The organism is Micromonospora sp. NPDC051196, from assembly GCF_040682415.1.
In the GTDB taxonomy this organism is placed as follows: domain Bacteria; phylum Actinomycetota; class Actinomycetes; order Mycobacteriales; family Micromonosporaceae; genus Micromonospora.
Map to the genome: position 1 here is coordinate 76,960 of NZ_JBFBAY010000011.1, position 17,333 is coordinate 94,292.

The 17,333-nt window shown below is 70.4% G+C and carries 16 protein-coding genes; 6 read left to right on the top strand and 10 right to left on the bottom strand.

Annotation, left to right across the window (positions count from 1 at the left end; translation table 11 throughout):
- Positions 1–17 precede the first annotated feature (17 nt).
- The 5 genes from AB0M35_RS21095 to AB0M35_RS21115 form a co-directional block, all read right to left on the bottom strand.
- The gene (locus AB0M35_RS21095) at positions 18–461 is read right to left on the bottom strand and encodes a hypothetical protein (RefSeq protein ID WP_363747257.1); all 444 of its coding nucleotides are present in this window, start codon (positions 459–461) and stop codon (positions 18–20) included.
- Between the two features lie 100 nt (positions 462–561).
- Entirely contained in the window at positions 562–1,590 is a 1,029-nt protein-coding gene (locus AB0M35_RS21100; RefSeq protein ID WP_363747258.1) for a hypothetical protein, read from the bottom strand.
- A 209-nt stretch (positions 1,591–1,799) separates the two neighbouring features.
- On the bottom strand, positions 1,800–1,928 hold the full coding sequence (locus AB0M35_RS21105; protein WP_363747259.1) for a hypothetical protein: 129 nt from the start codon (positions 1,926–1,928) through the stop codon (positions 1,800–1,802).
- Between the two features lie 83 nt (positions 1,929–2,011).
- Positions 2,012–2,506: a roadblock/LC7 domain-containing protein gene (locus AB0M35_RS21110; RefSeq protein WP_363747260.1), complete on the bottom strand. Its 495-nt coding sequence runs from the start codon at positions 2,504–2,506 to the stop codon at positions 2,012–2,014.
- Positions 2,503–2,874: a hypothetical protein gene (locus AB0M35_RS21115; protein WP_363747261.1), complete on the bottom strand. Its 372-nt coding sequence runs from the start codon at positions 2,872–2,874 to the stop codon at positions 2,503–2,505. The genes AB0M35_RS21110 and AB0M35_RS21115 overlap by 4 nt, the downstream gene beginning before the upstream one ends.
- A gap of 389 nt (positions 2,875–3,263) precedes the next feature.
- On the opposite strand from AB0M35_RS21115, the gene AB0M35_RS21120 reads away from it, so the two are divergent.
- Positions 3,264–4,130, top strand: a complete 867-nt coding sequence (locus AB0M35_RS21120) for an AraC family transcriptional regulator (RefSeq protein ID WP_363747262.1) — start codon at positions 3,264–3,266, stop codon at positions 4,128–4,130.
- Between the two features lie 189 nt (positions 4,131–4,319).
- Here the strand turns inward: AB0M35_RS21120 and AB0M35_RS21125 are convergent, their stop codons facing one another.
- Both AB0M35_RS21125 and AB0M35_RS21130 read right to left on the bottom strand, forming a co-directional pair.
- Positions 4,320–4,829, bottom strand: coding sequence for an NUDIX domain-containing protein (locus AB0M35_RS21125; protein WP_363747263.1), 510 nt, complete (start codon positions 4,827–4,829; stop codon positions 4,320–4,322).
- Between the two features lie 174 nt (positions 4,830–5,003).
- Complete coding sequence (locus AB0M35_RS21130; RefSeq protein WP_363747264.1) at positions 5,004–6,029, bottom strand: hypothetical protein; 1,026 nt, start codon at positions 6,027–6,029, stop codon at positions 5,004–5,006.
- A gap of 211 nt (positions 6,030–6,240) precedes the next feature.
- Here AB0M35_RS21130 and AB0M35_RS21135 point away from each other — a divergent pair, with 211 nt between their 5' ends.
- Together AB0M35_RS21135 and npdG are read left to right on the top strand one after the other, a co-directional pair.
- Positions 6,241–7,659: an RNB domain-containing ribonuclease gene (locus tag AB0M35_RS21135; RefSeq protein ID WP_363747265.1), complete on the top strand. Its 1,419-nt coding sequence runs from the start codon at positions 6,241–6,243 to the stop codon at positions 7,657–7,659.
- A gap of 87 nt (positions 7,660–7,746) precedes the next feature.
- Positions 7,747–8,445, top strand: coding sequence for an NADPH-dependent F420 reductase (npdG, locus tag AB0M35_RS21140; protein WP_363747266.1), 699 nt, complete (start codon positions 7,747–7,749; stop codon positions 8,443–8,445).
- A gap of 50 nt (positions 8,446–8,495) precedes the next feature.
- Here npdG and AB0M35_RS21145 read toward each other — a convergent pair whose 3' ends face one another.
- From AB0M35_RS21145 to AB0M35_RS21155, 3 genes are all read right to left on the bottom strand, one after another.
- Positions 8,496–9,002, bottom strand: a complete 507-nt coding sequence (locus tag AB0M35_RS21145; protein ID WP_363747267.1) for a hypothetical protein — start codon at positions 9,000–9,002, stop codon at positions 8,496–8,498.
- A 108-nt stretch (positions 9,003–9,110) separates the two neighbouring features.
- On the bottom strand, positions 9,111–9,956 hold the full coding sequence (gene panB / locus AB0M35_RS21150) for a 3-methyl-2-oxobutanoate hydroxymethyltransferase (RefSeq protein ID WP_363747268.1): 846 nt from the start codon (positions 9,954–9,956) through the stop codon (positions 9,111–9,113).
- Positions 9,957–10,080: 124 nt separating this feature from the next.
- On the bottom strand, positions 10,081–11,847 hold the full coding sequence (locus AB0M35_RS21155; RefSeq protein ID WP_363747269.1) for an NAD+ synthase: 1,767 nt from the start codon (positions 11,845–11,847) through the stop codon (positions 10,081–10,083).
- A 211-nt stretch (positions 11,848–12,058) separates the two neighbouring features.
- Here AB0M35_RS21155 and glnA point away from each other — a divergent pair, with 211 nt between their 5' ends.
- The 3 genes from glnA to AB0M35_RS21170 all read left to right on the top strand — a co-directional run bounded on the left by glnA (position 12,059) and on the right by AB0M35_RS21170 (position 17,257).
- Positions 12,059–13,408: a type I glutamate--ammonia ligase gene (gene glnA, locus AB0M35_RS21160; protein WP_363747270.1), complete on the top strand. Its 1,350-nt coding sequence runs from the start codon at positions 12,059–12,061 to the stop codon at positions 13,406–13,408.
- A 97-nt stretch (positions 13,409–13,505) separates the two neighbouring features.
- The gene (locus AB0M35_RS21165) at positions 13,506–13,931 is read left to right on the top strand and encodes a DUF350 domain-containing protein (protein ID WP_363747271.1); all 426 of its coding nucleotides are present in this window, start codon (positions 13,506–13,508) and stop codon (positions 13,929–13,931) included.
- 377 nt (positions 13,932–14,308) lie between these two features.
- On the top strand, positions 14,309–17,257 hold the full coding sequence (locus AB0M35_RS21170) for a carbohydrate binding domain-containing protein (protein ID WP_363747272.1): 2,949 nt from the start codon (positions 14,309–14,311) through the stop codon (positions 17,255–17,257).
- Positions 17,258–17,333: the final 76 nt, after the last annotated feature.

Sequence of the window (17,333 nt, forward strand, 5' to 3'; positions counted from 1 at the left end):
CGGGATCGACCTGCCGCTCACTCCGGTGGGGTGGCCTCGTGCCCGGCCAGGCCGTGGGTACGGCGCCGCTGCTTCATCTCCGCCTCGTAGATGTGCCGCCGGCCGCCGGCCAGCGTGTCTCGGGCGTACCGTTCGATCTCCTGGAATGTGGCGTAGTAGCCGTCGTCGAACTCTTCCACGATCTGGAAGGTCCAACGGCCGGGTAGCACGTTGCGGCCCAGCAGTTCGTGCTCGACCCGGTCGGCGACGGCGTCGTGTCCCGCTTCGCGTAGCCGCGTCACCACCCGGTCCAGGGTCAGGTCCGCGCCGCCGATCAGTTGGTGTGCCGAGTAGAGGTGTCCGCGTACCCGGTGGATGGTTTCCAGGGCCTTGCTCAGCTCGCCCAGCGCCTCGATGGTGGTGTCGTCGACACCGGCTGGGCGGGAGTGCTCGTCGTCCACCGATCTGTCGTCCCGTGCCATGGCCGCTCAGTACCCACGATCGGGTTTACCACGCACGGTGACAGCAGGAAGCCGCCCCGGGGAAGCGGGTGGTTTCCCCGGAGCGGGCTCTACCGAGCTGTCAGCAGTTGCCGCCGACGTGCAGGTGGAACGGGAAGTCCGACAGACCGCCGGCCATGTTCTTGGTTTCCACGTAGACCAGGGCCGTGTCGATGCGGCGGGCGGTGAAGGCCAGCGCCGGAGTGGTGACCGCACCGGCGAAGGGGTCGCCGATGGTGGCTACGAAGTTGCAGTGGGCCATCTTTCGCTGGAAGCGAACCTCGTACCGGCCGGATCCGAGGCGGGTAACGCCGGACAGGTTCGATCCTCGGGTGTAGGTGTAGCCGGCGTCGGAGTCGACCACCGCCCAGGTGCCGGACGTACTGGCCGGGCAGCGCACCTGGAGGTGGAACGGGAAGTCGGTGAGTACGCCGGAGACGTTCCTGGTCTCCACGTACGCAGCGTAGGAGGTCAAGCGTCCCCGGTTGGCCGAGATCTGCCCGGGGTGGTAGACGTAGGAAAAGCCGGGGTCGCCGATGGTCGCTACCCAGGAGCAGCCGAGCAGGTTGTGGTTGAAGTTGACGTCGTACCGGCCGGGAGAGATCCGGAAGACCGTACCCGCGTTTCGTCCCCGCACCACGATGCCGCTGGCGTTCACGACGGCGAAGCTGGCGTTGACGTTGGCGTAGCCGGGCTCGTTGGGACAGACCACTTGGAGATGGAACGGGTAGTTGGCGAGGCCGCCGGCGAGATTCTTGGTCTCGACGTAGACGTTACGGTTTCTGAGGTGCCCGCTGGCGGTGAAGGCCAGCCCGGGGGTGTAGACGATGGTGGTGCCGGGGTCGCCGATCGTGGCGGTGTACGAGCAGAGGTCCATGTTCACCTCGAAGTGAACGTCGTAGCGTCCGGTGCCGAACTTGGTGATACCCACGGCCCCGGAGCTGCGTACCAGGTTGCCTGCGGAGTCGACCACCGCCCAGTACATCGCGTCGGTGTTCGCGGCTGCCGGTGTGGCGGTGGCGACTGTGATGCCAAGGGTGAGCATGGCGGTGGTTAGCAGCCCGGTGAGGACTGAACGCGTCCGTCTGATCAGAGCGGTTCGTGGGGGCACGGTGTCTCCTGTACTGCGTAGGGTATGCCTTCGCGGATGTGAGGCATGGATCCGCAGGCCGCGCTCTGACTTCGAGGTCCGGAGGCTCATTCTCAAGATCGGCGACCTTGCGCGGATCATGGCATGGCGCAGCAACCTCCTGACCGGATGGTCAGTGGAGCCGTCCTCCGAGAACGCAGAACTTCGCGCTGTCGCAGATGTGGCGCTGCCTATACCGGTTCACGCCTCAGGTTCTCGCTCGTGCCGATGCTCAGCCAGGACTTCGCGCCGATGCAGTTGCCTTCGATCCAGTCGCTGCCGGAAGCCGCCGCCCGGCGGGACGAGTACCTGCTGCTCATCGAAAGGCGAGCGCACCGCCGTCGTGCAGCGAGGAACACGCGGGCGGGGGCCGCGTGGCGTACGCGATGGCGGTGCGCTCGGGTCAGTGGGTCGTGTCGGTACCGCCGCTCACCTGGGCGAGCAGCTTGGTCAGGCGTTCCGCGACCGGTGGCGTGTGCAGGTGCAGCCGGGCCACGTTGATCGCGTCGGTGCCGACCACGGAGAGCAGAGCCTGCGGGCCCACCGCGTACACGGCGAGGTAGCCGCCGTGGTTACGGACGGTGGACTGGCGGAAGTCGCCCTGGCCGAGGCGGAGGCTGACCTGGCGGCCGAGACCGAAGGTCGCCGCCGCCATCGCGGCCAGGTCGTCCGGGTTGAACTGGGCCGGTAGGTCGTGGGCGATGCGCAGCCCGTCCACGCCGCCGAGAACACTGCCCTGCACCCCGGGAATCTGTAGGCGCAGCTCGGTCAACTCGGTCCCGATCGCCGGGTACGGCAGTGACGGGTTTCCGGCCAGGGACGGCGGGAGCTTGGGCGGTGGTGGGCCGGAGGGTTGCTGGGCGGTGCGGCGAGGCAGGAACGTGTCGCGGTTGTTCACAGTTCCAGCTGCTCCTCGATGGTGCGCAGCTGGTGCCGGGCGAGCGCCAGGTTGGATCGGGACTTGCTGAGCATCAGGTAGAGAAACAGGCCCTTGCCGGTGGGGCCGCTGAGCGGCCGGATGATGTGGTACTGCGCGCCGAGGGTGATGAGCATGTCCTCGATGTCATCGTTGAGCTTGAGCATCTCGATGGTGCGCATCTTGGCGCGTACCACGTCGGTGTTGCCGGCTGCCGCGATGGTCAGGTCGATCTCCGGGGTTCCGCCGGCCACGCCGAGCGTCATTCCGCTGGTGTAGTCGACGAGCGCGACGCCGATCACACCGTCGATGCTCATGGCGTCCTTGAGTGCGGTGTCCAGGTTGGCCACGGTTCCTCCAGGTCCGACTGGCGCGGCTCCCACGCCAGCGCATGGTCTTTTCAAGAGTTTTCGATCTCGACGAAGAAATCTCGCACGAGAGTGGCACACGTACCCTCGCATCCGCACCCCGAGCAGCGTGAATGGACTGAGCGGGCGATCCCCGGTGGCCGCCGGGCTGGACGAGATCGTCGCAGCGGCGGATGTCTCTGGCTCAGGTCGGCTGCTACCTACTCCATCCCTGAGCTGGGATGTCCGCCAGCGACGATCTGCTTTCGGGCACTGGCAAGGTAATCGTGGGCGGTCGCCGGCAGCCGACCCGACCGCACCGGGCACAGCATGTCGGGCCGACCGGCCCGGCGCGGCCATAGCTTGGATCGCACAAGGGAGGGAGAACCCGGGTGCTGGAGCGGCTCAACCAGGCGATGGACCACCTCGAACGGCATCTCGATCGGCCGGTCGAGGTCACCGAACTGGCGCGGATCGCGGTCACGTCGGAATACCACTTCCGACGGCTGTTCTCCGCACTGGCCAGCATGCCGCTGTCCGAGTACGTGCGCCGTCGGCGGCTCACCATGGCAGCGGCGGAGGTGGTCGCGGAGGAGCGCACGCTGCTCGACATCGCGGTCCGCTGGGGGTACGGCTCGGCCGAGGCGTTCGCCCGCGCCTTCAAGGCCGTGCACGGCGTCGGACCGGGCGAGGCCCGGCGTACGAAGTGCGCACTGCACGCCCAGCCTCGGGTCTCCTTCCGACTCATCGTCGAAGGGAGTAGCAGCATGCGATACCGCATCGTGCGGAAGGACTCGTTCCAGCTCGCCGGCCGTAAGGCCCGGGTGCCGCTGGTGCACGAGGGGATGAATCCGGCGATCGTCGCCTTCATCAAGAGCATCGAGCCGGCGACCCGGGAGCGGATCGAGGCGCTGTCCGACCAGGAACCGACGGGGATCGTCAACGTCAGCGACGGCCTAGCCGGTAACCGCGAGGAGGGCACCGAACTGGACTACTGGTACGGCGTGGTCACCGGCGCCGACGTACCGGCGGATCTTGAGGTGTTGCCGGTGCCGGCGGGCGACTGGGCGGTGTTCGAGGTGTCCGGGGAGTTCCCCGCAGCCGTGCAGTACCTGTGGCGGGACGTGTTCACCCAGTGGTTCCCGTCCAACCCGTACCGTTCCCGCCCGGGGCCGGAGATCTCGCGCACCAAGCTCTCCGCCGACGGCAGCCACGCCGAGGCCGAGCTGTGGATCCCGGTGGAGCCGGTCCCGGCCTGAGCCTGACCCGGGGCCTGCGGCGCGGCAGGCGAGTGGCGACACTTCCCGGATCAGGCCGGACGCTGTGACGTCGGGTTCTCGCCACCGAGGGCGGCGAGAACCCGACGTTCAAACTCGCGGACCTGCGGTCCGGGCCGTACCAGAACAGACTGTCGGCGGTCGGCCGGTCCAGCCGGTCGACGCAGCGGTTCAGCCATGCTCAAGCTCGCCGGGCTCACCCCACAACGTGCCGGGAGGCAGGAAGAAGGCCGCGACCTCCGGGCCGAGGGCGTGTCGGATGACCAGCCGGGAATGCTCGTCCAACTCGGGCAACCGGCCCGGCGGGAACCAGCCCACGGCCAGCAACTCGTCGTCGTTGACCCGTGCCTCGCCGCCCAACAGCCGGCAGTGGAAACCGAGGTTGAGGTACTCGCACCGGTCCCCGTTCGGGTACCTGTGCGGGTGCGAGACCGCGCTGCTGAGCCGCAGCGGCTCGACTGCCAGGCCGGTCTCCTCCAGCACCTCCCGCACCACGGCGGTGGCCGGCTGCTCGCCCGGCGCGGCGAAGCCGCTCACGATCGCCCAGCGTCCGTCGTCGGCCCGCTGGCCCAGTAGCAGTTCGCCCGCGTCGTTGCGGACGACCGCGCTCACGCTCGGTAGCCAGAGCAGGTCATGTCCGACGTGCTTACGCATCCGCAGGATGTAGTCCGGTACGCCCACCCGGCGACCTTAGCCCTGCATCGAGCATCGCCTCACACCCGGCCCGGGGCCCGCACCGCCGTGGCCGATTGCGGCCCGTACGGCGGATCCGTCGGTTTCGGTCCGCCGGCCGTCCCACCACGTCTACTGTGGAAATGGCCGGTGACTTGCGCTGTTCCGGTGGCGGGCGGTCGCTTATCGGTGCACAGTGATCCCATGAGCGACAGCGGACGTGGGCGCTACTACTGGTGTACGCGACACCATCGAGTCGAGACCGAGGCCGACGTGTGTCCGGCCAGGCACGTTCTCGGACCGTACGCCTCTGCCGCCGACGCGGAGAACGCCCTGCAACAGGTGCGGGAGCGTAACGACGCGTGGGAGGCCGAGGACGCCCGCTGGGCCGGGGAGGAGAAGTAGACGACGTGGGACGCCTCCCACGTCGAGAGCACCACGTGCGCCGCGAGGGCGGTGACACGTCCCCAAGGAGGGAACCGAGATGGCCGAAGCACAGCAGGCCACCCGCCCGGCCGCGAAGCGTACACCCGCGAGGAGAACTGCCGCGACGGAACGTACTGCGGGCCTGACCCGCACCCCGTCCAGTCGCCGGGCCGACGGCACGGCGCCGGCGATCCGGCAGAAGCCCGGCAGCGCCGCGGGCGCCTCGGCGGCCAAGAGCACCGCCACCAAGGCGCCCGCGAAGAAGGCGTCCGCGAAGAAGACCGCAGCGAGCAAGGCGCCCGCGAACAAGGCGGCGAGCAAGGCGCCCGCGAAGCGGGCCACCACGGCGAAGAAGACGACAGCGGCGAAGAAGACCACCACGGCGAAGACGGCGGCGAAGAAGACGACGGCGGCGAAGGCGTCCGGGCGTACCGCGGCGACGGCGAGCAGGGCCACCCCGGCCAGGAAGACCACGGCGGCGACGAAGCAGACGCCGGCCCGCACGTCCACAGCGACGGCCCGAAAGGCGACCGCGACCAAGGCGACCGCGACGAAGGCGACCGCGACCAAGGCGACCGCGACGAAGGCGACCGCGACGAAGGCGACCGCGACGAAGGCGACCGCGACCAAGGCGACCGCGAAGAAGGCCCCGGCGAAGCAGGCCGCCGCGAAGAGAGCGACCTCGACCCGACCCGCAGCGGGCGCGCGGAAGACCGCGACGAAGGCGCCCGCGAAGAAGACCGCCGCGAAGAAGACCACGACCCGGAAGACAACCCCCGCCAAGACGGTGTCCGCGACCAAGGCTCCGGCCCGCAAGACGGTCTCGACGTCGACCGCGAAGAAGGCGCCCGCGAAGAAGGCGCCCGCGAGGAAGGTGTCCGCGACCAGAGCGCCTGCGAAGCGGGCATCCGCGAAGCGGAGCTGACCCGGCGTACGCCCGGCGGCCGTCGGTCGGGGGAGGGCGCGACGGGCGCGGCGCTGTCAGGATTGGCCCATGGTCATCCGACGTGTCCTCGCACCGCGCATCGACTTCGGGGCCCTGCGCCGCGAGTTGGGACTGCCCGACCGCTACCCGGAGGCGGCGCAGCGGGAGGCCGATGAGGCCGCCGCCGCGTCACCCCGGCCCGCCGTCGACCGCACGGACATCCCGCTGGTCACCGTCGACCCACCCGGATCACGGGACCTGGACCAGGCGATGCATCTGACCCGCCGGCCCGGTGGCGGCTTCCAGGTGCGGTACGCGATAGCCGACGTCGCCGCCCACGTACGCCCGGGTGGTGCCCTGGAGGAGGAGACCTGGCGGCGGGGGCAGACCGTCTACCTGCCTGACGGCAACGTGCCGCTGCACCCGCACAGTCTCGGCGAGGGCGCGGCCAGCCTGCTGCCCGACGTCGACCGGGCGGCCGTGCTGTGGACCATCGACCTGGACGCCGACGGTGCCACCACCGCCGTGCGGTTGGAACGTGCGCTGGTACGCAGCCGGGCCCAGCTGGACTACCCCGGAGTGCAGGCCGACGCCGACGCGGGGCGGCTGCCGGAGCCGATCGCCCTGTTGCCCGAGATCGGGGCGCTGCTCACCGCCCGGGGGCTGCGTCGTGGCGCGATCAACCTGCCGATCCCCGAGCAGGACGTGGAGGCCGACGGCGACGGCTGGCGCCTGGTGCTGCGGGCCCCGGTGCCGATGGAGGAACACAACGCACAGATATCCCTGCTCACCGGGATGGCCGCCGCCGATCTGATGCTGGCCGGCGGGATCGGCCTGCTGCGTACGATGCCCGCTCCGAAGCCCGAGGCGGTGCAGCGGTTGCGGGCCGCCGCCGCCCCGCTGGGCGTGCACTGGCCGGACGAGGTCAGCGTCGGTGAGCTGCTGCTCGGGTTGGATCCGGGGCAGCCCCGAGCCGCCGCCTTCGTCGACCAGGCGGCCGAGCTGATGCGGTCGGCCGCGTACACCGCCTTCGACGGCGAGTTGCCGGAGCAGCCGGCGCACGGCGGGGTCGCGGCCGCGTACGCCCATGTCACGGCGCCGTTGCGGCGACTGGCCGACCGGTACGCCACGGAGGTCTGTCTGGCCCTGCACGACGGCCGCGCGGTACCCGACTGGGCCCGCGCGGCGCTGCCCCGGCTGCCTGCGGCGATGGCCGCCACCGACCGCACCGCGTCGGCGGCCAGCCGAGGCGCGATCGACCTGGCCGAGGCGGTCCTGCTGCGGCATCGGGTGGGCGAGACGTTCGATGCCGCGGTGCTGGACGTGAACGCGCCGTCGAACGGTCGGCCGCCCGGCGGCACGGTCGCCCTGGACGACCCGCCGGTACGCGCCCGCTGCCTCGGCGAGCTGACGCCGGGTACCCGGGTGCGGGTCCGGTTGGTGACCGCCGACCCGGCCACCCGCTCCGTCGCCTTCGAGGTCGCCTGACGCCGGCCGGGCCGCCGTCGCGGTCAGCGGGCATTGTCACAGCGGCAGTCGCTGCTGTCCGGCTGGTGGGACTGCAAGGATGACGGCATGGCATACGACCCGAGTGACCTGCCCGACGTGTCCGGGCTCACGGTCGGCATCATCGGTGGCACCGGCGACCAGGGCCGGGGGCTCGCCTACCGGTTCGCCCGCGCCGGTCAGACCGTGCTGATCGGCTCCCGCTCCGCCCAGCGGGCCGCGCAGTCGGCCGAGGAGATCGCCGCGCTGCCCGGGGTGCCGGCCGACGGCAGCATCACCGGGGCGGACAACGACGAGGTGGCCCGGCGTAGCGACGTGGTGATCATCGCGGTGCCCTGGGACGGGCACGCGGCCACCCTCGCCGCGCTCGCCGAGCCCCTGGCCGGCAAGATCGTGGTGGATTGCGTCAACCCGCTGGGCTTCGACAAGCAGGGCCCGTACGCGCTGCCGGTGCCCGAGGGCAGCGCCGCCCAGCAGGCCGCCGCGCTGCTGCCCGACTCCCGCGTCTGCGCGGCGTTCAACCACGTCAGCGCGCCGCTGCTGGCCGACCCGGAGATCGACCGGATCGACCTGGACGTGTTGATCTGCACCGAGGACCGGGACCTGGTCGACGTGGTCGGCGCGCTGGCCGCCCGCATTCCCGGCATGCGGGGCGTCTACGCCGGGCGGCTGCGCAACGCCCATCAGATCGAGGCGTTCACCGCGAACCTGATCGCGATCAACCGGCGTTACAAGACCCACGCCGGAGTGCGCGTCACCGATCTCTGACCAGACAGGGGTGTGGCCCGGCCGTGGGGCCGGGCCACACCGTGCAACGGTCAGAAGTTGATGTCGACGCCGGTTTCCTTGCAGGCCGCGGTGAGGTTCGCGGCGGTCTTCTGGAAGGGGGCCTTCTCGCCGGCGGCAACCGGGTCGGACGACTCGGCGGCCTCCGCCACCGCGTTCTGGAACTCCTTCACCGCGTTGGCCACCTTGCTGTCCGTGCTTGCGGCGTCGGCGGCCTTGCCGAGTGCCACGGCCATGTCGGTGTAGGTCTCCGACAGCATCTTGACCGTCGGCTCCTTACCGGCCTGGAGCGCGTCGAACAGCACTTCCTTCGACTCGTCTCCGGCCTCCTTCACGGCCTCACAGACCTTCTTGTCGCCCGCACCGTCCGCTGCGGCCGGTGCCGAGGCATCCGGGGTGGGTGCCGCACTGGTGGCTGCGGGCGCGGTGGTGGCAGAGGCGGACGTGGCCGGCGCATCGGTGTCGTCCCCGCCGCAGGCGGTGAGGGCGAATACCGTGGCCCCGGCCAGGGCGAGTGCGAAGAGACGATTACGTTTCACGGCCGCGAAGCGTAGTGGCCTGTGTCCAGCGACCTGTTCCCCGGGCCATCCGCTACCGGATCCTGGCGCGATCGCATCCCGGCACCAGGGTCCGGCGGCGGTGGGCCGTCAGAAGGTGTGTTCGGCGGCCGGGAACTCGCCGCCGCGTACCTCGTCGGCGAAGCGGCGGGTCGCCTCGCCCAGCGCGCCGGCCAGGTCGGCGTAACGCTTCACGAAACGCGGCGCGCGGCCGGTGCGCAGGCCGGCCATGTCCTGCCAGACCAGCACCTGGGCGTCGGTTTCCGGGCCGGCACCGATGCCCACCGTGGGGATCGCCAGCTCGCCGGTGATCCGCTTGGCGACCTCACCGGGCACCATCTCCAACACCACCGCGAAGGCGCCCGCCTCGGCCACCGCCCGGGCGTCGGCGAGTACCTCCTCGGCGGCGTCGCCGCGGCCCTGCACCCGGTAGCCGCCGAGGGTGTGCTCGCTCTGCGGGGTGAAGCCGATGTGTGCCATCACCGGGATGCCGGCGCCGACGATGGCGGCGATCTGGTCGGCGCAGCGTCGGCCACCCTCCAGCTTCACCGCGTGGCAGCCGCCCTCCTTCATGAACCGTACGGCGGTCCGCAGCGCCTGCGTCGGCCCCTCCTCGTACGAGCCGAACGGCAGGTCGCCGACGACGAGCGTCTGCCGGGTGGCGCGGACCACCGCCCGGACCAGGGGCAGCAGCTCCTCGGCGGTCACCGGCAGAGTGGTCTCGTAGCCGTACACGTTGTTCGCCGCCGAGTCACCGACCAGCAGCACCGGAATGCCGGCGGCGTCGAAGATCGAGGCGGTGTACTGGTCGTAGGAGGTGAGCATCGCCCACTTCTCGCCACGTTCCTTGGCGGCGATCAGATCGCGGGTGCGGACCCTTCTGGTGGCCGGGCCGCCGTAGAGGGCGGTCACCTCGGTCGGGGTGGATTCCACCATGACTGTCTCCTTTCCTCGAGGCCGCGTACGCGGTCCCCGGGCTCTGCCGCGATCGTCGCACCGTCGGCCCCGGTCGCGGCAGGTCGCAGTGGAGGATGTCACTCCGGCCGAGGCCGGTGGTGGATCAGCCGTCCTCGCGCCACCGGTTGGTGATCGGCAGCCGTCGGTCCCGACCGAACGCCTTCATGGAGATCTTCGTGCCGGGCGCGGACTGGCGTCGCTTGTACTCGGCGGTATCCACCATCCGCAGCACCTTGTCCACGATCGCCGCGTCGTGGCCGGAAGCCACCAGGCCCTCGCGGCCCAGGTCGCCGTCGACGTAGCCGATCAGGATCGGGTCGAGCACGTCGTAGTCGGGCAGCGTGTCGCTGTCGAGCTGGCCCGGGCTCAGCTCGGCGCTCGGCGGCTTGCCGATCGAGTTCTCCGGGATCGGCGGCGTGAGGCCCAGCCGGGTCGCCTCGGCGTTGCGCCACTTGGCCAGCCGCCACACCAGCGTCTTCCACACGTCCTTGATCGGGTTGAAGCCGCCGACCGAGTCGCCGTAGAGGGTGGAGTAGCCGACCGCCAGTTCGCTCTTGTTGCCGGTGGTGAGCACCAGATGGCCCTCCTGGTTCGACAGGGCCATCAGGATCACCCCGCGTACCCGGGCCTGGAGATTCTCGACCGCCACCCCGGACAGCGACAGGTTCGCCAGGAAGGTGTCCACCATCGGCTGGATCGGCTCGATCCGGTAGTCCAACCCGGTGCGCTTGGCCAGGTCGGCCGCGTCTTCCCGGCTGTGCTCGGAGGAGTGCTGGCTGGGCAGGGAGACGCCGACCACCCGGTCGGGTCCGATCGCGTCCACCGCGATGGCCGCCACCACCGCCGAGTCGATGCCGCCGGAGAGACCGAGCACCACCGACGGGAAGCGGTTCTTGTTCACGTAGTCGCGCAGCCCGAGCACCAGCGCCTGCCACACCTCCGCCTCGTCGGCGACCGGCTCGATGACCCCGCCGACCGCCGCCGGGCCGGACGGCGCGGGCGGGATGCCCTCGACCGTACGGCGGATCAGCCGCAGTCCTCCGGCGACCGGTACGCCGTCGGCCACCTCGTCGGCGTCGGCGGCCGGCGGCACCTCCACGTCGTGGACGAGCAGGTGCTCGACGAACTGCGGCGCCCGGGTCAGCAGCGTGCCGTCCGACGCGACGATCATCGAGTCGCCCTCGAAGACCAACTCGTCCTGTCCGCCGACCATGTTGACGTAGGCGATGGTGGCCTCGGCCTCGGCAGCCCGGCGGCGGACCACCGGCAGCCGCAGGTCGTCCTTGTTCAGTTCGTACGGCGAGCCGTTGATGCTGACGACGAGGCCGACGCCGGCCTGTCGGGCGGCGGCGAACGGCCCGCCGGCCTGCCACAGGTCCTCGCAGATGGTCAGCGCCACGTCGACCCCGCCGAGCCGGACCACGGTGAGCGTGTCCCCGGGCACGAAGTAGCGGTCCTCGTCGAAGACGCCGTAGTTGGGCAGGTGGTGCTTGAAGTAGCTGACCTGCACCTCGCCCCGGTGCAGCAGCGCGGCGGCGTTGCGGGCCCCGCGACCCGGTTCGGCGTCGCCGCTGACCTGCGGCGGGCCGTCGGCGTCCAGGTAGCCCACCACGATCGGCACCTCACCCAGCCCGTCGGCGGCGAGATCGGTGGCGAGCCGGTCCAACGCCGCCTTCGACGCGGCGACGAAGGACCGCCGGAAGACCAGATCCTCCACCGGGTAGCCGGTCAGCATCATCTCGGGGAACAGCACCAACTGGGCGCCGGCGTCGGCGGCCCGGCGGGACCAGGCGCGGACGAGGTCGGCGTTGCCGGTGAGATCGCCGACGCTGGGGTTGACCTGGCACAGAGCGAGACGCAGGGTGGGCATGTCCTCATCTTGCCCCAGCAGGGTGAGGTCGACACGTTGGCGTGGACAGCCGATCCCCCTGACCGGGCGGTGCGACCGCCGGTCGGGACTGCGCGGGACGTGGCGACGGCGGTTCGCGTAACGTCTGCGTAACCGGGCCGGTGAAGACTGGTCGGACAGGTCGGGCAAAGCCCGGTCGAAGGCGGACATAGAGTCGCGGAAGGTTGGGGCAGTGGACCGTCAGCAGGAGTTCGTCCTCCGTACGCTGGAAGAGCGGGACATCCGCTTCGTCCGGCTCTGGTTCACCGACGTGCTCGGCACGCTCAAGAGCGTCTCGGTCGCCCCGGCCGAGTTGGAGGCCGCCTTCGACGAGGGAATCGGGTTCGACGGCTCGGCGATCGAGGGCTTCGCCCGGGTCTTCGAGTCGGACATGGTGGCCATGCCCGACCCGACGACCTTCCAGGTGTTCCCCTTCGAGGGCGGGGTCAGCGGCGAGAGCGCCCGGATGTTCTGCGACATCCTGCTGCCCGACGGCAGTCCGTCCTGGGCCGACCCCCGGCACGTGCTGCGCCGGGCGCTGTCCCGGGCGGCCGAGAAGGGCTTCACCTTCTACACCCACCCCGAGATCGAGTTCTTCCTGCTGGAGAACGGGCCGGCGGACGGCTCGGTGCCGGTGCCGGTGGACACCGGTGGCTACTTCGAGCACACCACCCACGCGGTGGCCCGCGACTTCCGCCGCCAGGCGGTGCTCGCGCTGGAACGGATCGGCATCTCGGTGGAGTACAGCCACCACGAGGTCGCCCCCGGCCAGCAGGAGATCGACCTGCGCTACGCCGACGCGCTGACCACCGCCGACAACATCATGACCTTCCGGCACGTGGTCAAGGAGGTGGCGCTCTCCACCGGGGTGCAGGCCACCTTCATGCCCAAGCCCTTCACCGACCAGCCGGGCAGCGGCATGCACACCCACCTGTCGCTGTTCGAGGGGGAGCGCAACGCGTTCCACGACCCCAGCGACCCGATGAAGCTGTCCAAGGTGGCCCGGGCGTTCATCGCCGGGTTGCTGGCGCACGCGCGGGAGTACACCGCGGTCACCAACCAGTGGGTGAACTCGTACAAGCGGCTGTTCCCGCAGGCGTTGCCGGACCGGGTCACCGAGAGCCCGGCGTACGTCTGCTGGGGGCACCTGAACCGCTCCGCGCTGGTCCGCGTCCCGGCGTACGGCAAGCCCAACTCGGCCCGGGTGGAGATCCGCTCGCCCGACTCGGCGGCCAACCCGTACCTCGCCTTCGCGGTGCTGCTCGGCGCCGGGATGAAGGGCATCGAGGAGGGGTACGAGCTGCCGCCGGGCGCCGAGGACGACGTCTGGGCGCTGACCAGTGCCGAACGGCGGGCCATGGGTTACGAGCCGTTGCCGGAGAACCTGGCCGAGGCGATCGACGTGATGGCCGGCTCGGAACTGGTCGCCGAGGTGCTCGGCGAACACGTCTTCGACTTCTTCCTGCGCAACAAGCGCGCTGAGTGGGAGCAGTACCGTCGCGAGGTCACCCCGTACGAGCGCCAGCACTACCTGTCGCTGTAACCCGACCGCCGGGCTGCCGGCCGTTGCGGCCTGCCGCTATCGTCTCGATCACCGTGCCGGCGCCTGCCGGCCGGAGTGACGGTCGGGGAGGCAGTCGGTGTTGGAGGATCTGCTCAGCGGAGCCTGGCAGAGTGTGGTGTTCGGTGTCGTCGGCGTCGGTCTGATGGCTGCGGGTTTCGGGCTGGTCGACCTGCTCACCCCCGGCAAGCTGCGGGACCTGATCTGGGTACGCCGTAACGCCAACGCCGGGTTGCTGCTCGCCGCCAACCAGCTCGGCGTCGCCGGGATCGTGTTCACCGCGATCCTGACCAGCTACCACGACTTCGCCAAGGGCCTGGCATCCACGGTGCTGTTCGGACTGATCGGCCTCGGCATCATGGCGCTGGCCTTCGTCGTGCTGGACCTGCTCACCCCCGGCAAGCTCGGCGAGGTCATCTGCTCCGACGAGCCGCACCCGGTGGCCCGGGTCAGCGCCGCCAGCCACTTCGGTGCCGCGCTGATCGTCTGCGCCTGCATCGCCTGAGCTGATCAGGCCTTCCACCCCGGTCCGGGCACCGCGCCCGGCCGGGGTGTTCTGCGTCCGGGTGACGGACGGAAGCGGGCGACTGTGGATGATCCTGAAAAGCTTGCGAACTCTTCCAGAGCGTTGGCCAGCGTAAATCCATCGACAGCGAGAACTGTCTCTGGTGCGCGAGGGATACAGGCTGGTAACTTCCTCGCAACCTTTGCTGCAAGGGCTTGCAACACCTTTCGCGTTGATGCGCCGGGCCGAGCCCGACGCGGGGTGTCAGGAGAGCCATGGAACACCGTTCGACAAGCCGTACGGGCGGCCGCGGTCGATGGCGGGGACGGGGGGGCGTTCTCGCCCTCACCGCCGGCCTCGCCGTCAGCCTGCTGCCCGTGACGGCGGCTGCGGCCGCCAACACCGTCACGGTCTACTACCAGCCGCCGGCCGCCTGGGGGGCCTCGGTCAACGTCCACTACGGCGTCGACGGTGCTGCCTGGACCCCTGTCCCCGGCGTGGCCATGGAGTCCGCCTGCACCGGCTGGCGGCGCAAGAGCATCGACCTGGGTGCCGCCACCGGCCTACAGGTGGTCTTCACCAACGGCACGGGAACCTGGGACAACAACAACGGGGCCAACTACCGGCTCGGCACCGGCACGGTGACCGTCTCCGGCGGGCGGATCGGCAGTGGCGACCCGTGCGCCGGGAGCAGCCCCTCGCCGACCCCGACGCCGAGCGGCACACCCGGACCCGGTGCCACCGCCGAGGTCTACTACCGGCTCACCACCCGTGGCTGGAGCGCCGCGAACATCCACTACCGCCCGACCGGCGGCACCTGGACCGCGGTGCCGGGGGTGGCCATGGAGGTGGCCTGCGCCGGCTGGGCCCGCAAGGTGCTCGACCTGGGATCGGCCGGCGGTCTCACCGCGGCCTTCAACAACGGTGCCGGCCAGTGGGACAACAACAACGGCGCGGACTACACCATCGGCACCGGCCGCAGCACCGTCTCCGGCGGCGTGGTCACCCCCGCCGCAGCCGACCCGTGCGGGCCGCCCGCACCGCCGGACACCACCGCACCGTCCGTCCCGACCGGGCTCAATGCCACGGTGGACGGGGTCCGGGTCACCCTGAGCTGGACGGCGTCGACCGACGACCGGGCGGTGACCGGGTACGAGGTGACCCGCACCGGCGGCACGACGGGATCGGTCACCGTCACCACCACCGGCACCCGCCACGTGGAGAGCGCGTTGTCGCCACGTACCGCGTACCGCTGGACGGTGCGGGCGCGCGACGAGGCCGGCAACCGGTCGGCGGCGAGCGACCCGGCGACCGCGACCACCGGCGACGCGCCGCCCGCGCCGGCCGGCGGCTCCCCGCTCGGCGGAGACCCCCGCGAGGACACCATCTACTTCGTCATGACCGCCCGGTTCGCCGACGGCGACCCGGGCAACAACCGGGGCGGCAGTCAGCACGTGCGCTCCGGCAACGCGGCCAACGACGACCCGATGTTCCGGGGCGACTTCCAGGGACTGGTCGACAAGCTCGACTACATCAAGGCCCTCGGTTTCTCCGCCATCTGGATCACCCCGGTGGTGCTCAACCGTTCCGACTACGACTTCCACGGCTACCACGGTTGGGACTTCCACCGGGTCGACCCCCGCCTGGAGAGCCCCGGCGCGAGCTACCAGGATCTGATCAACGCCGCACACCGCAAGGGCATCAAGATCTTCCAGGACGTGGTCTACAACCACAGCTCACGGTGGGGCGCCAAGGGCCTGTTCACCCCCACGGTGTACGGCGTCCGCGACGAGCAGTGGAAGTGGTACTACGACCAGCCGCAGGCCGGCCGGGAGTACGACCCGATGGTCGAACACGACGGCGCCGACCCGACGCTGACCGCCGCGCAGAACGCCCAGGCCAAGGGTCGCCCGTACAACGGTGACCTGTGGTCGTCGTCGGCCCCGGCGGGCAACCGCTGCCTGCGGTGGGGCACCCCGAACGGCTCCTACAGCCGGGAGGGCTACACCGTCTACCACTGCCAGTGGCCCGTGCCGACCAGCGGCCTGTTCCCGGCGGATCTCTACCACCAGTGCTGGATCGGCAACTGGGAGGGCGAGGACTCGCGCAGTTGCTGGCTGCACGAGGACCTGGCCGACTTCAACACCGAGAACGCCCAGGTGCAGCAGTACCTGATCGACGTCTACAACAAGTACATCGACATGGGCGTGGACGGCTTCCGGATCGACACCGCCGTACACATCCCGCGGGTCACCTGGAACCGCCGCTTCCTGCCGGCGATCCAGCAGCACGCGGTGGCCCGGCACGGCGAGAAGGGCAAGGACTTCTACGTCTTCGGCGAGGTGGCCGCGTTCGTCAACGACAAGTGGAACCGCGGTTCGGTCAACCACTCGGCGCAGTTCTTCACCTGGAAGGAACGCCGCGACTACAGCCCGGACGACGTCCGGGCCGCGATCGAGCAGTACGACTACGAGCAGTTGCTCGGCACCGGCAACCAGCCGACCAGTGACAACGCCTTCCTGCGCGGCAACAGCTACCACTCGCCCGACCATTCGCGGTTCTCCGGCATGAACGTCATCGACATGCGGATGCACATGAACTTCGGCGACGCGAACAACGCCTTCGGCAACGGGCGGGACTCCGACGACAGCTACAACGACGCGACCTACAACGTCGTCTACGTCGACAGTCACGACTACGGGCCGAACAAGTCCTCCGTGCGGTACACCGGCGGCACGGACGCCTGGGCGGAGAACATGAGCCTGATGTGGACGTTCCGGGGCATCCCCACGCTCTACTACGGCTCGGAGATCGAGTTCCAGAAGGGCGCCCCGATCGACTGCGGTCCGAGTTGCCCGTTGGCCACCACCGGACGGGCCTACTACGGCGCTCACCTGGCCGGCAGCGTCACCGCCGCCGACTTCGGCGTGGTCGCCAGCGCCACCGGCACGGTCGCCCAGACCCTGGACAAGCCGCTGGTCAAGCACGTGCAGCGGCTCAACCAGATCCGCCGGGCCATTCCCGCGCTACAGAAGGGGCAGTACTCGACCGAGGGGATCAGCGGCAACCAGATGGCGTACAAGCGCCGGTTCACCGGCGGCGGGGTGGACAGCTTCGCGCTGGTCACCGTCTCCGGCAGCGCCACCTTCAGCGGCGTACCCAATGGCACCTACACCGACGCGGTGACCGGGGACGTCAAGGTCGTCACGAACGGCACGCTGACCGCCTCGGTCAGCGGTAAGGGAAACCTGCGGGTGTACGTGCTCAGCCTGCCCGGCAACCCGGCCCCCGGGAAGATCGGCGAGACCGGCCCGTACCTGAGGTGACCCGGGCCGGGCCCGGATCGGCGACCGGGCCCGGTCGAAAGCGCCGACGGGGGCGGCATCCAGCTGTCGGATGCCG

Bases quoted from the DNA above. Each gene is read 5' to 3' on its own strand.
- AB0M35_RS21095 (WP_363747257.1), bottom strand. From the start codon at position 461: ATGGCACGGGACGACAGATCGGTGGACGACGAGCACTCCCGCCCAGCC.
- AB0M35_RS21105 (WP_363747259.1), bottom strand. From the start codon at position 1,928: ATGAGCAGCAGGTACTCGTCCCGCCGGGCGGCGGCTTCCGGCAGCGAC.
- AB0M35_RS21135 (WP_363747265.1), top strand. From the start codon at position 6,241: ATGGTCATCCGACGTGTCCTCGCACCGCGCATCGACTTCGGGGCCCTG.
- npdG (WP_363747266.1), top strand. From the start codon at position 7,747: ATGGCATACGACCCGAGTGACCTGCCCGACGTGTCCGGGCTCACGGTC.
- panB (WP_363747268.1), bottom strand. From the start codon at position 9,956: ATGGTGGAATCCACCCCGACCGAGGTGACCGCCCTCTACGGCGGCCCG.
- AB0M35_RS21155 (WP_363747269.1), bottom strand. From the start codon at position 11,847: ATGCCCACCCTGCGTCTCGCTCTGTGCCAGGTCAACCCCAGCGTCGGC.